A 17,873-nucleotide genomic window follows, 5' to 3' on the forward strand; every position below is an offset into this window, starting at 1 on the left:
GCAGCTGGAAATACGAAGGTAAAGAAGTCAATATCACACAGGAGATAAATAACGATGCGTTACTCGCTCACCCCCTATATCGGCCGCTCGGCCGCCCTCGTCATCGCGCTGGCGCCCGCCCTCGCATTCGCGCAGCAGCAGGCCGGCGCGGCCGCGGAGCAGTCCGCGGCCAAGGCCGACGAGCCCAATAACGTCGTGATCGTGACGGGCGTGACCCGGACGACGACGAAGAAGAACGCCACGTTCTCGATCAACACGCTGAGCGCGGAAGACATCCAGCGCCTGGCGCCGATGAGTACCGCCGACCTGCTGGGCAACCTGCCGGGCATTTATGCCGAGGGCAGCACCGCCGGCGAGGCCAGCAACAACATCACGGTGCGCGGCCTGCCCGTGGTCGGCGGCTTCCGTTTCGCGCCGCAGCTGATCGACGGCCTGCCGGCGTACGAGGAATCGGAAGCCCCGTTCCTGAACAACGACGTGTTCGTGCGTGACGACCTGATGACGGAAAGCGTGGAGGCGGTGAAGGGCGGCCCCGGCGGCATCCTGTATTCGAACGGCCTGGGCGCGACCATCAACCACATCACGCGCACGGGCGGCGACCACCTGGAAGGCGGCTACAAGCTCGAATACGCGGACTACGGCTTCATCCGCCAGGACGCGTTCGTGTCCGGCCCGCTGGGCAGGAACCTGACCGGCGCCGTCGGCGGCTACTACCGCAGAAGTAACGGTATCCGCGATACGGGCTACACGGCGGACCGCGGCGGCCAGATCCGCGGCAACGTCATCTACACGAGCGACGACCGCCGGACGACGGCCCGCTTCGACGCCCTCGTCATCAACGACCGCACGGCGTTCTACCAGAATCTGCCGATCTCGGTACCGCGCTTCACCCAGTCCGGCACGCCGGCCCATCCGACGGTCCTCAGCCAGGACACGATCCAGCCGCTGGGCATCGATTTCGCGCACGGCACGACGGCGTCGCCCTACAACCGCCGCTTCAACATGATCGGCGAATACGGCACGCGCACGATCGACCAGGCCGACGGCATCCACCCCGATTTCAAGATGTTCACGCTGAAGCTGGGGCATGACTTCGATTCGGGCCTGAAGGTCACGGCCGGCCTGCGCCGCACGGGCGGCAGCAGCGGGTTCAATTCGGTCTTCACGGGCAACGACACGGCGACCGCGGCCACGTTCCTGAACGCGCGCTTCCAGAACGACGTGATCTCGCCGGCGCATGGGGCGGCGCTGGGCTGCAACCTGAGCAATGCGAAACTGGTCGGCTACTTCAAGAGCGGCACGTGCGCGGACTTCGCCAACATCAGCCGCGAGGACTTCATCGCGAAGTACGGGAAGGGCGCCGGCGTCGTCGGCACCTACCGGAACGACGGCACGCGCGTGGCGCCGACGGCCCTGATGAACTTCCTGGTGCCGTTCATCGCCGACACCGACGCGGCCAGCACGGTCCTCGACCTGAAGGGCCAGCAGACGTTCAAGGCGGCCGGCACGCACGATCTCACGTTTGGCGTGTACCGCAGCCATTACACCTACGATCCGAACTTCCAGGCCGGGCTGCTCGTGTCGGAAAGCGCCCCCAACGCGCGCCTTATCGACCTGACGGTGGTCGACGCCGCCGGCAACCAGGTGGGCCCGTCGCTGACGTCGGGCGGCGCGATCCTGCCCGGCTGGTTCGGCTGGGTCAGCCACATCAAGGCGGACGGCCATGCGGCCTACCTGCTCGACCACTGGGAAACGCTGCAGGGCAAGCTGAAGATCGACGCGGGCGTGCGCTGGCAGGACGTGCGCGCCAACGTCGACCGCCGCGACCGCAACACGGCGGTCGACCTGACGCCGGCGAACGTCGTCGTCGGCTCCACGCAGGATACCGCGGCGGACAACGAGATCCAGTTCCCCGGCCAGCCGAACCTGCTGAACAAGACCTATCACGGCATGGGCTGGTCGCTGGGCGGCAACTACAGCTTCAGCCGGCCGCTCGCCGTGTATGCGCTGGCATCGTACTCGTTCCGCCTGCCCAGCCTCGAGGACCTCAACAACCTGAGCACCGCGGGCGCAGTCGTGGTGAACGGCCGCCCCGTCGAGCTCAGCGCCGTCGAGCATATCCGCCAGTACGAAGGCGGCCTGCGCTACCTGACGCGCGAGTTCGGCGCCTCCGTCGCGCTGTTCTACAACAAGTTCTCGCCGCGCAGCGCCGTGAACATCTACAAGGACTTCCAGTCGTCCGCCTGCTCCACGCTCGGCGGGGTCACGCAGATCAACTCGTGCCCGGACGTGGCCCAGTTGTACCAGCGCGGCGTGCGCAACGTCGGCACGGAGATCGAACTGACCTGGCGTCCGCGCATGATCGAAGGGCTCGAACTGAAGGGTAACGTCGTGGCGCAGAACCCGAAGGTCGAAGGTGCGCGCTATCAGATCACGCAGGAGGACAAGGACCCGCAAGGCGTGATCACGGGCTACCACTACGTGCAGATCAGCGAGGACGGCCGCCGTCCGCGCCGCCTGGCCAAGATCATGGCCAACTTCCAGCCGTCGTACGACCTGCTGGCCGCGACCGGCATCCCGGTGACCGTGTACGGACAATACCAGTACGTCGGCGACCGATTCTCCGAGGCGACCGATACCAACGTGACCCTGCTGCCGTCGTACCACATCATCAATATGGGCGCGCAATACCAGGTCTCGTCGCGCTGGATGGCGCAGCTGCACGTGGCCAACCTCACGAACCAGTTGTCGTTCACGGAAGGCGATCCGCTGTTCAACGACCTGCTGTCGCCGGACGGCACCCGCAACCGGGGTATCGCGCGGCCACTGTTCGGCCGCACGATCCGCGCCAGCCTCACGTACCGCTTCTGATTCGTCGACTTTTGAACGATGGGCAGCCAGCCGGCGCGGCCGGCTTGCGCCTGCCCATCTCTGACAACAACAAGGAAATCCCTGTGGCTTTGACATCCCGACTTTCTCTGCTCGCCATCGGCGTCGCGCTGCTGTGCGCCGGCTGTGCCAGCCAGTCGCCCGATCCTGCGCCGGTGTACGACGAGCCGTTCCGCCCGCAGCTGTCGTTCTCCCCGCAACGCAACTGGATGAACGACCCGAACGGGCTCGTGTACCACGACGGCGAATATCACCTGTTTTACCAGTACAACCCGAACAGGAACACCTGGGGCGACATGTCCTGGGGCCACGCGGTCAGTCCCGATCTGCTGCACTGGACCGAGCTGCCGCTGGCGCTGCCCGTCGAGAAGGACGCGAGGGGCGAGCCCACGCAGATGTTCTTCTCGGGCAGCGCCGTCGTCGATCACGCCAACACCAGCGGATTCGGCCAGCCCGGCAAGCCGGCCATGGTGGCCATGGTCACGTCCATGTATCCGCAGGCGCGCACGCTGAACGGCAAGCTTGTCCGCGCCGGCACGCAGGCACAGTCGATCGCTTACAGCCTCGATCGCGGCCGCACGTGGACGCAGTACGCCGGCAACCCGGTGCTGCCGGAGCCGCCCGCGCAATACGCGGCCGAGTACCGCGACTTCCGCGACCCGAAAATGTTCTGGTACGAGCCGGAACACAAGTGGATACTGGCGACGGTCGTCGCGAAGCAGCACAAGGCATTGTTCTACAGTTCGCGCGACCTGGTGCACTGGGAGTGGACGGGCGAGTTCGGCCCGGCCGGCGCGACCGGCGGCGTGTGGGAGTGCCCGGACCTGATCGAGTTGCCGGTCGACGGCGATCCGGCGAAACGCAAATGGGTCCTCGTCATCAGCCTCAATCCCGGCGGTCCGGCCGGCGGGTCGGGCATGCAGTACTTCGTCGGCGACTTCGACGGCAAGACCTTCAAGCGCGACCGCGATGCCGCGGGCGACGCGCCGCGGTGGCTCGACTACGGCGCCGATTTCTACGCGGGCGTGACGTACAACGATGCGCCGGGCGGCCGCAAGCTGCTGGTCGGCTGGATGAACAACTGGCTGTACGGCGAGAAGGTGCCGACGGCGCCGTGGCGCAGCGCCCAGTCGCTGCCGCGCGAACTGGGGCTGCGCACGGTGAACGGGCAGGTGAAGCTCGTGCAGCAGCCGATCGCGCAAGCGCAGGGTTTGCGCGGTCGGTCGCTGTACAGCGCCGCCGGACAGACCATCACGCGCGGTACGCAGGCGGTGCCGCTGACCGGCACGGCGAGCGCGCCGCTGGAATTGAAGATGGTCCTGCAGCCGGGCACCGCGACGCGCGCCGGTATCCGCCTTGGACAGGGTACCTATACCGAGATCGGTTACGACGCGAAGCAGGGCGCCGTGTACGTGGACCGCACGAAGTCGGGCGAGACGGCCTTCCATCCGCAGTTCGCCGCGCGCCATACGGCACCGGTCGCGCTGCGCGACGGCGGGCTGCCGCTGCGGATCCTCGTGGACCGGGGATCGGTGACGGTGTTCGCCGGCGACGGCGAGGCGGTACTGACCGACCAGGTGTTCCCGCCCGCCGCGGCGGCCGGCGTGAGCCTGTTCAGCGTGGACGGCGACGCCCACGTACGCGACCTGGACATCTGGTCCCTGAATTCGATCTGGAAGGAAGCACGATGAATACGCTGTTGAAGGGAACCCTGGTCGGCGGCCTGGCGGGGCTGCTGTTCGGTTTCGATACGGCGGTCATCGCCGGCACCACGCAAGGCCTCGCGCAGGCGTTCCAGCTCGACCCCTCCGGCCTGGGCATGACCGTGTCGAGCGCGTTGTGGGGCACCTTGCTGGGCGCGCTGTTCGCGGGCCGTCCGGGCGACCGCTTCGGAGCACGCAACTGCCTGCGCGCCATCGCGGGCCTGTACGTCGTCTCGGCGCTGGGCTGCCTGTTCGCGCCCAGCCTGGCGGTGCTGGTCGCGGCGCGCGTGCTGGGCGGGATCGCCATCGGCGCCTCGTCCGTGCTGGCGCCGATCTACCTGGCGGAGATCGCCCCGGCGCACCGGCGCGGCATGCTGGTCGGCGCCTTCCAGTTCAACATCGTGCTGGGCATCCTCGTCGCGTACCTGAGCAATTACCTCGTCGGCCTGGCGGACCTGGGGGCCGACGAGTGGCGCTGGAAATTCGGCGTGGCGGCGCTCCCGGCGCTGCTGTTGTGCGGCCTCCTGTTCGTGATTCCCAACAGCCCGCGCTGGCTGGCCGTGAAGGGCAGGACCAAGGAGGCGGAACAGGTGCTGCGCGAGATCGGCGCCGCCGACGTCGCGGGCGAGCTGGCCCGCTACGCGCGCGGCCACGTCGCCGCGGGTTCGAAGCTGTCCTGGAGCCGCTACCGCAAGCCGATGCTGCTGGCGTTCGCGATCGCGGCGTTCAACCAGCTGTCGGGCATCAACGCCATCCTCTACTATGCGAACGATATCTTCGCGGCGGCCGGTTTCGGCAAGGTGTCGGCGGACCTGCAGTCGGTGATGATCGGCGCGACGAACCTGCTGTTCACGCTGCTGGCGCTGACCGTCATCGACCGCTTGGGCCGCAAGACGCTGCTGATCGTGGGCTCGGTCGGCATGGTTGTCGCACTGACGGCGACGGCCTGGATCCAGTGGAGCGGCATGCACCGCGACCTGCTGCTGTGGGCGCTGGTGCTGTTCATCGCGGCGTTCGCGTTCTCGCAGGGCGCGGTGATCTGGGTGTACATCTCCGAGATCTTCCCGACCGAGGTGCGGGCGCGCGGGCAGAGTCTCGGCGCGTCCACGCACTGGCTCATGGATGCCATCGTCGCCGGCGTGTTCCCGGCGATGGCGGCGCGCTCGACCGGCCTGCCGTTCGTCCTGTTCGCGCTGGCGATGCTCGTGCAGCTATTCGTCGTGGCGCGCTGGTTCGTCGAGACGAAGGGGACGCGGCTGGAGGATATCGACGTGTGACCGGCGTGCCTGCCAGGCCGTCAATGCGGGAAGACGGCCTTGGCGGCTGCATCCGGCCTGTCCGCCGGCTGTGTATGCATCTGCATCTGCATCTCCGAAACGGGATGGTAGCGCCGGTGCCACGGCCGCGTCAGGACGCGCAGCGCCACGTCGAACGGCACGCCGTTCTCGCACAGGGTGCGCGCCGCATACGCCGTGCCTTCGGCGGCGCTCGCGCTGATCACGGCGTCGACGAGGAGGGCGGTGACCAGGTCGGTCCGCTGGCCCGAACCGGATGGCGCCGGCTGCGAGGTTGTCGCGCAGTGCGGACAGGCCACCTGGAGTGTGTGGCCGCATCCGGTACACGTGCATTCGACGATGTTCTTCGTTGTCATCTTGCTATTCTACATCTGGAACGTGATAGCCGGATGACTCGGCCCGCTTTTCGCGACCGTTATTTTCCCGTTAATGGGCCAGCAGCAACGGTACGGGCGCGCGCTCCAGCAGTTCGCGCGTCACGCCGCCCAGCACCCATTCGCGGTAGCGGCTGTGGCCGTACGCGCCGGCGACGATCAAGCCCGCGCCCGCGGTGCGCGCGAGCGCCATCAGGGCGTCGCCGGCCGTCGCGTGCGTGCGCTCGAGCACGACGTCGACCTTCACGCCGTGGCGGGCCAGGTAGAGCGCCATGTCGGCGCCCGGCTGTTCGCCGTGCGCGTCGGACAGCCGGTCCGGATTGACGAGGACGAGCCGCACGCCGTCCGCGCGCGCCAGCAGCGGCAGAGCGGCGGCCAGGGCGCGCAGTGCCTGCGTGCTGCCGTCCCAGCCCGCGACCACGGTGGCGGCGATCGGCGCGTCCGCGTAAGCGGGCGGGACGACCAGCACCGGCCGCGGGCCCCGCAGCGCCACGTGTTCCGGCAGCCTGCGCACGCGGGGCGGGATGCCGGGTTCCGGATCGACGTCGCGGCTGAGCACGACCAGGTCGGCATAGCGCGCCTGCAGCAGCAGCGCGCCATCGGCCGTGTCTTCGATCAAGCGTGTTTCCACCGAGGCGACGCCGAGTTTGGTGGCCTGGTCGGTGAACGCACGCAGATGCAGGGCCGCGGTCTCGCGCAAGCCGTCGAAGTCGGCCGGCGGGACCGGCGCGGCCATGGATCCGGTGAGTAACAGGTAGTCCGTCCACGAGATGCCCGTCGCCGCGCTGCCCACCAGGTGCGCGCCGTGCTCGCGGGCGAGGCGGGCGGCGGCGGCCATGCGGCTGTCCTGCTGCGGACTGCCGTCGACGTGAACGACGATGGTCTTGTACATCGCAAATCCTTTCGAAGATGCGCCGCGCTGCCGGAATGGCGCGGTGCAGTCGTTCGACCGGGATTTGTCCGCTTGGTGCCGCGTGTCGTCGTGGAAGCGCGCTGTCAAGCGCTTCGGTCAAGCCGGCACGGTGCCGACGAACGCTTCCAGCTGCCGGTTGAACTCCGCCGCATGCGTCACGTTCATCCCGTGCGATGCGCCGGCCACGGTGCGTACCTGGGCGCCGCCGATCCACTCGGCCAGCTGGGCCACGTTGTCGCGATACATGCGCGGGCTCCGTTCGCCCGCGATCAGCAGCGTCCGGCATGCGATCGCTTCCGCCGCGGCGCGGGTGTAGGCCGGCAGCGGGTCGCGGAACTGCATCGGCAGGGTGGCCGCGTTGTCGGTCGCCATCGTGCGGAACGGCGCGGGGCTCTTGCGCCAGATGCCCGGCAGGCTGACGGAATCGACGAACAGTTCCAGGCCCGCGTCGACGTCGCCGTCTTCGATCAGCCGGGCAGCCCGTGCGCGCAGGGCTTCCGTCGCGGGCGGCAGCGGCGCGTCGGCGTGCAGCGGGCCGCCGGGATCGGCCAGGGTCAGCGATTTCACGAGGTGCGGATAGTCGCGCGCCAGGTGGAATGCGACGCAGCCGCCGCGCGAGTGGCCGACCAGGTGCACCGGACCGAGGCCCATGGCGGTGATGAATTCGGCGAGTTCCGCGACGTGCGTCCACCAGTTGAACGCGCCCTGCAGCGCGAGGTCGTCGGCCGGCCAGTAGTGGCTGAGGCTCACGGAGACGCACTGGAAGCGTTTCGACAGCGCGGTCGTCTGGCCGTTCCAGTAGCGGTAGTCGCACAGCGAGCCGTGGACGAACAGCAGCGGCTCGCCGGCCCCGCGCATCACGTACGGCATGCGCACGCCGGACGGCAGGGTGGCGAAGTAGATCTCGGGTACGGACAGGGCGTGCTGGTCGGTGCGTGCGTTCATCGTTGACTCCTTTTGCGCTACTATGCCGCACACAAAGTCCCAAGAAAATCGCATAATACTGAATCAATCAATCAGATTTTCTGATGCCTATGAAATCACTCGACCTCGACGTCCTGGCCATGATCGTCGCCGTGGCGGACACCGGCAACATCAGCCGCGCGGCGGAAGTCGTGCACCGCTCGCAGTCGGCCGTGAGCATGCAGATCAAGACGCTGGAAGGCGCGCTCGGCAAGCCGCTGTTCGTGCGCGGCCCGCGCAGCGTCACGCCGACGCAGGACGGCGAGGTGCTGCTGACCTACGCCCGGCGCATGCTGGCCTTGCGCGACGAGGCGTGGGCCGCGGTCGTGCGGCCGGACATCACGGGCCGCGTCGTCATCGGCGTGCCCGACGATTACGCGTCGTCGCTGTTTCCGCCGATTCTGAAAAAATTCTCCGCGACGTATCCGAAGGTGCAGATCCAGGTCGTGGGCCTGCCGAGCGTGGCGCTGGCGCCGATGGTGAAGGATGGCTCGGTCGACCTCGTGTGCGCGACGCGCGTGAAGGGGCTGTCCGGCGAGTTCGTCCGGTTCGAGCCGATGGTGTGGGCCGCGACCCCCAGTGCGCGCGACCTGTGGCGCGAGCGGCCGCTGCCCATCGCCGTGTTCCTGCCCGGCAGCGTGGCGCGCGAAAACGCGATCCGCAGCCTGGAAAAGGCGAAGATTCCCTACCGGACGTCGTACGAGAGCCCCAGCCTGATGGGCCTGCTCAGCATGGTCGAGGCGGGCCTGGCCGTGGCGCCGCTCGCGCGCTGCGCCGTGCCCGCGCACCTGAGCCTGCTCGGCCAGGCGCAGGGGCTGCCGGAAATCGACCCGCTCGAAGTCATCCTCGCGCGCAGCACCAAGTCGAAGCGGCCGCCGTGCGACTTCCTCGCCGAGAAAATCATGGCGGAGTTGCGGCGCTGACCGTCAGGCGGGTGTCCAGCCGCCCCCGAGCGCCTTGTAGGCCGCGACGGCCGCGCGCGCCACGTCCGCCTGCGCCTGCGCACGCGCGTCGGCCGTGCGCAGCAGCGTGTCGTCCGCGCGCAGGACGTCGATCAGGCTGGCGGCGCCCCGCTGGTAGGCAGCGAACGACGCTGCGCGCGCGCGATCCAGCGCATCCTCGCCGCGCACGAGGACGGCCGTCTGCTGCGTGCGGTGGGCCAGCGCCGAAAAGGCGTTCTCGACATCCTCCGTCGCGTGCAGCACGGCGAGGCGGTAGGCCGCGAGCGACTCCGCTTCGCGTCCTTTGGCCTGGGCGATCTGCGCGTCGATGCGGCCGAAGTCGAACAAGCGCCAGCGCACGCCGAGCAGGGCGGCGCCCTCGCTGGCGTTTGCGCCGAATAAATGGCCGGCGGACAAGGTCGTCGCGCTGCCGAGCAGGGCGCCCAGCGACACGTGCGGATAGTATTCCGCCATCGCCGCGCCGATGCGTGCATTGCCCGCGGCCACGCGCCGCTCCGCCGCGATCAGGTCGGGCCGGCGCTGCAGCAGGTCGGCCGGCGCGCCCATCGCGCCGATGGCCGGCACGGCCGGGATCGAGACGGACACGCTTAACTCGTCACGGTGCGTGCCGGGCGGCGTGCCCAGCATGACGTCCAGCGCGTTCGACGCCGCGTCGAGCGCGGCCTGCAGCGCGGGCACCGCGGCTTCGGCCTGCGCCAGTTCGCCCTCCGTCTGGTGCACCTGGTAGGCGGGCGCCACACCCCTGTCGTGCAGCAGCGTCACCTTGGCGAGCAGGTCGCGGCGCGTGGCGACCTGGCGCCGGGCGATGCCGAGGCGGGCCTGCAGGCCGCGGATGCCGATGTAGATGTCCGCCGTCTGGGCGGCGACGGCGAGCCGGGCCGCGACGAAGTCCGCCGTCGACGCCTGGTAGTCGGCGCTTGCCGCCTCGCGGCCGCGGCGCAGGCTGCCGAACACGTCGATTTCCCAGCTGGCGGCCGCGTTCACCTCATAGGCGTTGCCCCACCGTTCGTAGCCGGGCGTGGCGCCGGCGACGCGGCCCAGCGGCGTCTCCACCGACTGGTACGCACGCGCCGCGGACGCATTGACCGCGCCGGCCGGCAGCAGCGCCGCGTCGGCCGCATGCAGGCCGGCGCGCGCCTGGGCCACGCGCGCCGCGGCCTGCGCGAGGTCGAGATTGCCCGCCAGCGCCTGCGCGACGTAGCGCGCCAGTTGCGGGTCGCCGAAGCCGTCCCACCACGCGTCCAGCCCGGCGGCCGGGCCTTGCGCGGCGGTGGGTTGGCCGAGGTAACGGTCCGGGACGGGCGCGTCCGGACGCCGGTAGTCGGGGCCGACGGCGCAGCCCGTTGCCGCGACGGCGACGACGGCGGCCGCGAGCAGGCGAATCGTGGTCATGGTCTATCCTTGAATGTTGTGACTAGTGACTATAATACTTATTGGTCACACTTTGTCAAACGTTTGTTCGACGCGTTAAGCTATCGCCATGAACACGACCCTCACTTCTCCATCCCCGACCCGGGGACCGCTCGACCATGACGTCCGCACGCAGATCGTCGACGCCGCGACGGATTACTTCACCCGCTACGGCTATGAAAAGACGACCGTGTCCGACCTGGCCAAGGCGATCGGTTTTTCCAAGGCCTATATCTACAAGTTCTTCGATTCGAAGCAGGCGATCGGCGAAGTCATCTGCGCGAACCGTCTCGCCGAAGTCATGCAGGCCGTCGACGCGGCGGTCGCGGGCGGCGCCAGCGCATCCGACCGGTTCCGCCGCATGTTCCGGGCGTTCATCGACGCGGGCACGGCGCTGTTCTTCGAAGACCGCAAGCTGTACGACATCGCCGCGACCGCTTCGAGGGACGCGTGGCCGTCGGTGCAGGCTTACGAGCGCTACGTCGAGGAACTCATCGCACGGATCGTCCGCGAGGGACGCGAGGCGGGCGAGTTCGAACGCAAGACGCCGCTGGACGAGACGGCCAACGCGATCTGCCTCGTCATGAAACCGTACATCAATCCGCTGCTGCTCCAATACAACCTGGAAGGCGCGCAGGACGCGACGCTGCACCTGTCGAACCTCGTGCTGCGCAGCCTGGCGCCATAAAAATCCGGATAGTGACCATTGACTTATTTGGTCACCGGTAGAAGAATGGGGGCTTTCTTACCAAAGGGAGCTCCCATGTCCATTCGCTCACGCGGCGCACGCGCCCTGTGCCTGCTGCCGATTGTCCTCGCGGCATGCGGCGACAAGCCCGCCGCCGACGCCCGCACGGCGGCGCCCCTGGTCGAGACGATTCTCGTCCAGGGCGCGCCGGCCACCGCCCGTTCATTCACCGGCGTCGTCGGCGCCCGGGTCCAGAGCGACCTGGGCTTTCGCGTGCCGGGCAAGGTGGTGCAGCGCCTCGTCGACGTCGGCCAGGCCGTCCGCCGGGGGCAGCCCCTGATGCGCATCGATCCCGTCGACCTCGGCCTGCAGGCGCGTGCGCAGGCCGAGGCCGTCACGGCCGCCCGCGCCCGCGCGCGCCAGGCGGCCGACGACGAGGCCCGCAACCGCCACCTCGGCGCGGCAGGCGCCGTGTCGGCCTCCGCGTACGAGCAGCTGAAGGCCGCCGCGGACGCGGCGACAGCGCAGCTGAGCGCGGCCGAGGCGCAGTACGACGTCGCGCGCAACGCGGCCGGCTATGCGTTGCTCGTGGCGGACGCGGACGGCGTCGTCGTCGACACGCTGGCGGAGCCGGGCCAGGTGGTCGGCGCCGGCCAGACCGTCGTGCGCCTCGCGCACGCGGGCCCGCGCGAGGCGGTCGTGCAGTTGCCCGAGACGATGCGGCCCCGGCTCGGATCGCAGGCGCAGGCCACGCTGTATGGCGGACAGGCTGCCGGCGTGGCCCGCCTGCGGCAGCTCGCGGACGCCGCAGACCGCCTCACGCGCACGTACGAGGCGAAATACGTCCTCGACGGCCCGCTGGCCGACGCGCCGCTCGGCGCCACTGTCACCTTGCGCCTGGACGGCGAAGGTAGTGGCGACGGTGACGGCAACAGCAAGGCCGGCACGCTGCAGGTCCCGGCCGCCGCGGTCCTCGACACGGGCAAGGGCAGCGGCGTCTGGACCGTGGCGGGCGAGCCGGCCAGGGTCACCTGGCGCCGCATCGACGTGCTCGCGATCGGCGACGACACGGCGCGCGTGACGGGCCAGCTGAAAGCGGGCGAGCGCGTGGTCGCGCTGGGCGCCCATCTGCTGCACGAAGGCGACACCGTGCGCGTCGATCGGGTGCCGGGCCGGCTTGCCGCCGCAACCGCGTTGCAAACCGCGCCACAAACCGCGCCACAAGCCGCGCCACAAGCCTCGCCACAAGCCGCGCCACATGTCGCGCCGGGAGCCGCACGATGAGCCGCTTCAACCTGTCCGCGCTGGCCGTGCGCGAGCGGTCGGTCACGCTGTTCCTCATCCTGCTCGTCTCGCTGGCCGGCGTGCTGGCCTTCCTGAAGCTGGGCCGCGCGGAAGACCCGCCGTTCACGGTGAAGCAGCTCACGGTGATCACGGCCTGGCCCGGCGCCACCGCCCAGGAAATGCAGGACCAGGTGGCGGAACCGCTCGAAAAGCGCATGCAGGAACTCCGCTACTACGATCGCACGGACACCTATACCCGTCCGGGCCTTGCGTTCACGACGGTCACGCTGCTGGACAGCACGCCGCCCGCCGACGTGCCCGACCAGTTCTACCAGGCGCGCAAGAAGCTGCAGGACGCGCAGGCTTCGCTCCCGCGCGGCGTCATCGGCCCGATGGTCAACGACGAATTCGCCGACGTCACGTTCTCCCTGTACGCCCTGAAGGCGCGGGGCAAGCCGTCACGCCTGCTGGTGCGCGATGCCGAAACCCTGCGCCAGCGCCTGCTGCACGTCGCCGGCGTCAAGAAGGTGAACATCATCGGCGAACAGGCCGAGCGCATCTTCGTGTCGTTCTCGCACGACCGCCTCGCCACGCTGGGCATCGCCCCGCAGGACATCTTCGCCGCGCTCAATGCGCGCAACGTGCTGACGCCTGCCGGTTCGATCGACACGAAGGGCGCGCAAGTCTTCGTCCGCCTGGACGGCGCCTACGACGAGCTGCAGAAAATCCGCGACACGCCGGTCGTCAGCCAGGGGCGCACCTTGAAGCTGTCCGACATCGCGACGGTCGAACGCGGCTACGAGGATCCAGCCACCTTCCTGATCCGTAACAACGGCGAACCGGCGCTGCTGCTGGGCGTGGTGATGCGCGATGGCTGGAACGGCCTCGACCTGGGCAAGGCGCTCGATGCCGAGGTCGCGTCCATCAACAAGGACGTCCCGCTGGGCATGAGTCTCGCCAAGGTGACCGACCAGGCCGTGAACATCGGCGGCGCCGTCGATGAATTCATGATCAAGTTCTTCGTCGCGCTCCTTGTCGTCATGGTTGTCTGTTTCCTCAGCATGGGCTGGCGCGTGGGACTCGTCGTCGCCACGGCCGTGCCGCTGACCCTGGCCGCCGTCTTCATCGTGATGGCCGCGACGGGCAAGAACTTCGACCGCATCACCCTCGGCTCCCTGATCCTCGCGCTCGGCCTGCTCGTCGACGACGCCATCATCGCCATCGAAATGATGGTCGTGAAGATGGAAGAGGGCTACGACCGCGTGCAGGCGTCCGCGTACGCCTGGACCCATACGGCGGCCCCCATGTTGTCCGGCACGCTCATCACGGCCATCGGCTTCATGCCGAATGGCTTCGCGAAATCGACGGCCGGCGAGTACACGAGCAACATGTTCTGGATCGTGGGCATCGCCCTCGTCACGTCGTGGATCGTCGCCGTCGTGTTCACACCCTACCTGGGCGTTAAACTCCTGCCGGCGATTCCTAAGGTCGAAGGCGGTCATCACGCCATCTATGACACGCCGAACTACAACCGGTTCCGGCGGCTGCTGGGTACCGTGATCCGGCGCAAATGGCTCGTCGCGCTGATCGTGATCGGCACCTTCGGGCTGGCCGGCGCCGGCATGGCCGTCGTCAAGAAGCAGTTCTTCCCGACGTCCGACCGGCCGGAAGTGCTGGTGGAAGTGCAGCTGCCTTACGGGACGGCGATCGGGCAGACGTCCGCCGCCGCGGCGAAGGTCGAGGCGTGGCTCGCGAAGCAGAAGGAAGCGCGCACCGTCACCGCGTACATCGGGCAGGGCGCACCGCGCTTCTACCTGGCGATGGCGCCGGAGCTGCCCGATCCGTCGTTCGCCAAGATCGTGATCCGCACCGACAATGAACAGGAACGCGAGGCGCTCAAGCTGCGCCTGCGCGCCGCCGTCGCCGACGGCCTGGCGCCGGAGGCCCGGGTGCGCGTCACGCAGCTGGTGTTCGGCCCGTACTCGCCGTACCCGGTCGCGTTCCGCCTGTCCGGCCCGGACCCGGACACGCTGCGCGCCATTGCCGCGAAGGTGGAAGCCATCCTGCGCGCCAGCCCGCAGATGCGCACCGTGAACACGGACTGGGGCACGCGCGTGCCGACCCTGCATTTCACCCTGGACCAGGACCGCCTGCAGGCCGTCGGCCTGACGTCGGCGGCCGTGGCGCAGCAGCTGCAGTTCCTGTTGAGCGGCGTGCCCGTCACGGCGGTGCGCGAGGACATCCGCTCGGTGCAGGTCGTCGCCCGCGCGGCCGGGGACGTGCGCCTCGATCCGGCGCGGATCAACGCCTTCACGCTCGTCGGCGCGGCCGGACAGCGCATCCCGTTGTCGCAGGTCGGCACGGTCGACGTCAGGCCGGAAGAACCGGTGCTGCGCCGGCGCGACCGCGTGCCGACCATCACCATTCGCGGCGACATCGCTGAGGGCCTGCAGCCGCCGGACGTGTCGCTGGCCATGCAGCAGGCGCTGCAACCCGTCGCGGCGGCGCTGCCGTCCGGGTACAGGCTGGTCATGGCCGGGTCGATCGAGGAGGCCGGCAAGGCGAATGCCGCGCTGCTGCCGCTGTTCCCCATCATGCTCGCGTTCACCCTCCTGATCATCGTGTTCCAGGTGCGCTCGATCGCGTCGATGGTGATGGTGTTCCTGACCAGCCCGCTGGGCCTGATCGGCGTGGTGCCGACGTTGCTCCTGTTCCGCCAGCCGTTCGGCATCAATGCGCTCGTGGGCCTGGTCGCGCTGTCCGGCATCCTGATGCGCAACACGCTGATCCTGATCGGGCAGATCGACCACAACCGCGCGGAAGGGTTGAATCCGTTCGACGCCGTCGTCGAGGCGACGGTGCAGCGCGCGCGCCCGGTCATCCTGACGGCGCTGGCGGCGATGCTGGCCTTCATTCCGCTGACGCACTCCGTGTTCTGGGGCACGCTCGCCTACACGCTGATCGGCGGCACGTTCGCGGGCACGGTCATGACGCTCGTGTTCCTGCCCGCGATGTACGCCATCTGGTTCCGGATCGTTCCGGCGCCCGAGTCCGCGCCGGCACTGGCCGAGGCGGCACCGGCCTGAGGCCGCGACAAAAAGCCCGGGCGGGCCTTGCGGCACCGCCCGGGCTGGCGTCAGTCGTGACCGGAATCAGAACTGGTTCATCGTGTTGTGCTTGCCGCCGGCCTTCAGCGCCGCTTCGCCGCTGAAGTATTCCTTGTGGTCGTCGCCGATGTCCGAACCGGACATGTTCTGGTGCTTGACGCAGGCGATGCCCTGGCGGATTTCCTTGCGCTGCACGCCGGCCACGTAGCCCAGCATGCCCTGGTTGCCGAAGTACTCCTTGGCCAGGTTGTCCGTGGACAGGGCGGCCGTGTGGTAGGTCGGCAGCGTGATCAGGTGGTGGAAGATGCCCGCTTCGCGCGCCGCGTCGGCCTGGAACGTGCGGATGCGCTCGTCGGCGACCTTCGCCAGGATCGAGTCGTCGTACTCGGCGCTCATCAGGTGGGCGCGGTCGTAGGCCGACACGTCTTCGCCGCGCGACTTCATGCCGTCGTACACCTGCTGGCGGAAGTTCAGCGTCCAGTTGAACGACGGGCTGTTGTTGTACACCAGCTTCGCGTTCGGGATGACCTTGCGGATTTCCTTGACCATGCCGCCGATCTGGCCGATGTGCGGTTTCTCGGTCTCGATCCACAGCAGGTCGGCGCCGTTCTGCAGCGACGTGATGCAGTCGAGGACGCAGCGCGCTTCGCCCGTGCCTTCGCGGAACTGGAACAGGTTGCTCGCCAGGCGCTTCGGACGCAGCAGCTTGCCGTTACGCTGGATCACGACGTCGCCGTTCTTCAGTTCGGCGGCCGCGATTTCTTCCGCGTCGAGGAAGGCATTGTACTGGTCGCCCAGGTCGCCCGGCTCGTGGGTGACGGCGATCTGCTTGGTCAGGCCGGCGCCCAGCGAGTCGGTACGGGCGACGATGACGCCGTCGTCCACGCCCAGCTCGAGGAACGCGTAGCGCACGGCGCGGATCTTCGCGAGGAAGTCTTCGTGCGGGACCGTGACCTTGCCGTCCTGGTGGCCGCACTGCTTTTCGTCCGACACCTGGTTTTCCAGCTGGATGCAGCAGGCGCCCGCCTCGATCATCTGCTTGGCCAGCAGGTACGTCGCTTCCGCGTTGCCGAAGCCGGCGTCGATGTCGGCGATGATGGGCACGACGTGCGTGACGAAGTTGTCGATCTTTTCCTGGAGCGCTGCCTTGGCGGCGCCTTCGGCCGCGTCCAGCTGGCGGAACAGGCCGCCCAGTTCACGGGCGTCGGCCTGGCGCAGGAACGTGTACAGCTCCTTGATCAGCGCGGGGACGGCGGTCTTTTCGTGCATCGACTGGTCCGGCAGCGGGCCGAATTCCGAGCGCAGCGCGGCGATCATCCAGCCCGACAGGTAGAGGTAGCGGCGGTCGGTGCTGTTGAAATGCTTCTTGATCGAGATCAGCTTCTGCTGACCGATGAAACCGTGCCAGCAGCCCAGCGACTGCGTGTACTTGGACGGATCGGCATCGTAGTTCGCCATGTCGCGGCGCATGATCGCGGCCGTGTAGCGGGCGATGTCGAGGCCGGTCTTGAAGCGGTTCTGCGCACGCATGCGGGCGGCGGATTCCGGATTGATGGCGTCCCAGCCGCTGCCGTAGCGCTGCTTGAGGGTGGCGATGGCCTGGATATCGTTTTGGTACTCGGACATGTCGAACTCCATGAAAAGTGAATCGAAAGTGGTGAAGCGCATGGGTTCATCATAAGAGATTCAGGTGTCTAAATCTTCTGTCTTATATAAGACATAAAACTAAAATTAATCGATAAAATTCAATGAGTTATCTCAAGCATTCCGCAATGCGGCAAATAATTTTGCGAAATGGAATATTCATCCCACCTGTTGAAAGGCTAAAATTTCATATCGTGGAACGCTATTCAGCCGAGTGAAAAATTCGGGGTCAGAGCACATTTCGAATTCAATTCGGGGTCAGAGCCCATTTCGGATCAATTTCTACATGCATTGTTGACGCGTGCGGGCAGCGCGGCGAGTCGCCTGGACGTTTCGGAGGCTGTGGAGAGAGGCCATTCGCGGCCAGAACGTAAAGTTGCCGCAAGAACTGTGCACCGAAATGTGCTCTGACCCCGAATTTGCGCCGAAATGTGCTCTGACCCCGAATTTGAGAAATGGCCGGAGAGTCAGCCGGGAGCGCAGGGGCAAAAAAAAAGCCCGCTGGTTGGCGGGCTTGAATCTATTTTCTTGGAGGAAGATAGAGGAGACAGGAAGCATTGTGCTGCATTGCACAAGAACCGTCCAATGATGTTTCGTGATGAGCGTCATCCGCCAGGCGCATGACTGCACATGCGCGGCGG

General features: G+C 67.9%; 12 protein-coding genes. 7 read left to right on the forward strand and 5 right to left on the reverse strand.

The genetic code is table 11. From position 1 onward, the window contains the following. The first annotated feature begins 54 nt into the window (after positions 1-54). The 3 genes from ACEN9H_RS09435 (at position 55) to ACEN9H_RS09445 (ending at position 5,869) form a co-directional block, all read left to right on the forward strand. On the forward strand, positions 55-2,871 hold the full coding sequence (locus ACEN9H_RS09435) for a TonB-dependent receptor (protein ID WP_413674555.1): 2,817 nt from the start codon (positions 55-57) through the stop codon (positions 2,869-2,871). Positions 2,872-2,954: 83 nt separating this feature from the next. Next, entirely contained in the window at positions 2,955-4,580 is a 1,626-nt protein-coding gene (locus ACEN9H_RS09440) for a glycoside hydrolase family 32 protein (protein ID WP_413674556.1), read from the forward strand. Then, the gene (locus ACEN9H_RS09445) at positions 4,577-5,869 is read left to right on the forward strand and encodes a sugar porter family MFS transporter (protein WP_056135774.1); all 1,293 of its coding nucleotides are present in this window, start codon (positions 4,577-4,579) and stop codon (positions 5,867-5,869) included. Before ACEN9H_RS09440 ends, ACEN9H_RS09445 begins: the two co-directional genes overlap by 4 nt. Positions 5,870-5,889: 20 nt before the next feature. On the opposite strand, the gene ACEN9H_RS09450 is transcribed toward ACEN9H_RS09445, so the two are convergent. From ACEN9H_RS09450 to ACEN9H_RS09460, 3 genes are all read right to left on the reverse strand, one after another. Next, positions 5,890-6,243: a hypothetical protein gene (locus ACEN9H_RS09450; protein ID WP_413674557.1), complete on the reverse strand. Its 354-nt coding sequence runs from the start codon at positions 6,241-6,243 to the stop codon at positions 5,890-5,892. Positions 6,244-6,313: 70 nt separating this feature from the next. Next, positions 6,314-7,153, reverse strand: a complete 840-nt coding sequence (locus ACEN9H_RS09455) for a universal stress protein (protein WP_413674558.1) — start codon at positions 7,151-7,153, stop codon at positions 6,314-6,316. Positions 7,154-7,270: 117 nt separating this feature from the next. After that, complete coding sequence (locus tag ACEN9H_RS09460; protein ID WP_413674559.1) at positions 7,271-8,119, reverse strand: alpha/beta fold hydrolase; 849 nt, start codon at positions 8,117-8,119, stop codon at positions 7,271-7,273. An 89-nt stretch (positions 8,120-8,208) separates the two neighbouring features. Here ACEN9H_RS09460 and ACEN9H_RS09465 point away from each other — a divergent pair, with 89 nt between their 5' ends. Then, the gene (locus ACEN9H_RS09465) at positions 8,209-9,060 is read left to right on the forward strand and encodes a LysR substrate-binding domain-containing protein (protein ID WP_200948911.1); all 852 of its coding nucleotides are present in this window, start codon (positions 8,209-8,211) and stop codon (positions 9,058-9,060) included. Between the two features lie 3 nt (positions 9,061-9,063). Here the strand turns inward: ACEN9H_RS09465 and ACEN9H_RS09470 are convergent, their stop codons facing one another. Continuing rightward, positions 9,064-10,491 carry an efflux transporter outer membrane subunit gene (locus tag ACEN9H_RS09470; RefSeq protein ID WP_413674560.1) on the reverse strand — a complete coding sequence of 476 codons (1,428 nt, stop codon included), beginning with the start codon at positions 10,489-10,491 and terminating at the stop codon, positions 9,064-9,066. An 88-nt stretch (positions 10,492-10,579) separates the two neighbouring features. On the opposite strand from ACEN9H_RS09470, the gene ACEN9H_RS09475 reads away from it, so the two are divergent. The 3 genes from ACEN9H_RS09475 (at position 10,580) to ACEN9H_RS09485 (ending at position 15,567) form a co-directional block, all read left to right on the forward strand. After that, positions 10,580-11,197, forward strand: coding sequence for a TetR/AcrR family transcriptional regulator (locus ACEN9H_RS09475; RefSeq protein WP_056135763.1), 618 nt, complete (start codon positions 10,580-10,582; stop codon positions 11,195-11,197). 75 nt (positions 11,198-11,272) lie between these two features. Beyond that, positions 11,273-12,481: an efflux RND transporter periplasmic adaptor subunit gene (locus tag ACEN9H_RS09480; protein ID WP_413674561.1), complete on the forward strand. Its 1,209-nt coding sequence runs from the start codon at positions 11,273-11,275 to the stop codon at positions 12,479-12,481. After that, on the forward strand, positions 12,478-15,567 hold the full coding sequence (locus ACEN9H_RS09485; RefSeq protein ID WP_413674562.1) for an efflux RND transporter permease subunit: 3,090 nt from the start codon (positions 12,478-12,480) through the stop codon (positions 15,565-15,567). The genes ACEN9H_RS09480 and ACEN9H_RS09485 overlap by 4 nt, the downstream gene beginning before the upstream one ends. Before the next feature lie 66 nt (positions 15,568-15,633). On the opposite strand, the gene ACEN9H_RS09490 is transcribed toward ACEN9H_RS09485, so the two are convergent. Beyond that, the gene (locus ACEN9H_RS09490; protein ID WP_413674563.1) at positions 15,634-17,214 is read right to left on the reverse strand and encodes an isocitrate lyase; all 1,581 of its coding nucleotides are present in this window, start codon (positions 17,212-17,214) and stop codon (positions 15,634-15,636) included. Positions 17,215-17,873 lie beyond the last annotated feature (659 nt).

The organism is Massilia cellulosiltytica, from assembly GCF_047325105.1.
Classification (GTDB): domain Bacteria; phylum Pseudomonadota; class Gammaproteobacteria; order Burkholderiales; family Burkholderiaceae_D; genus Telluria; species Telluria orientalis.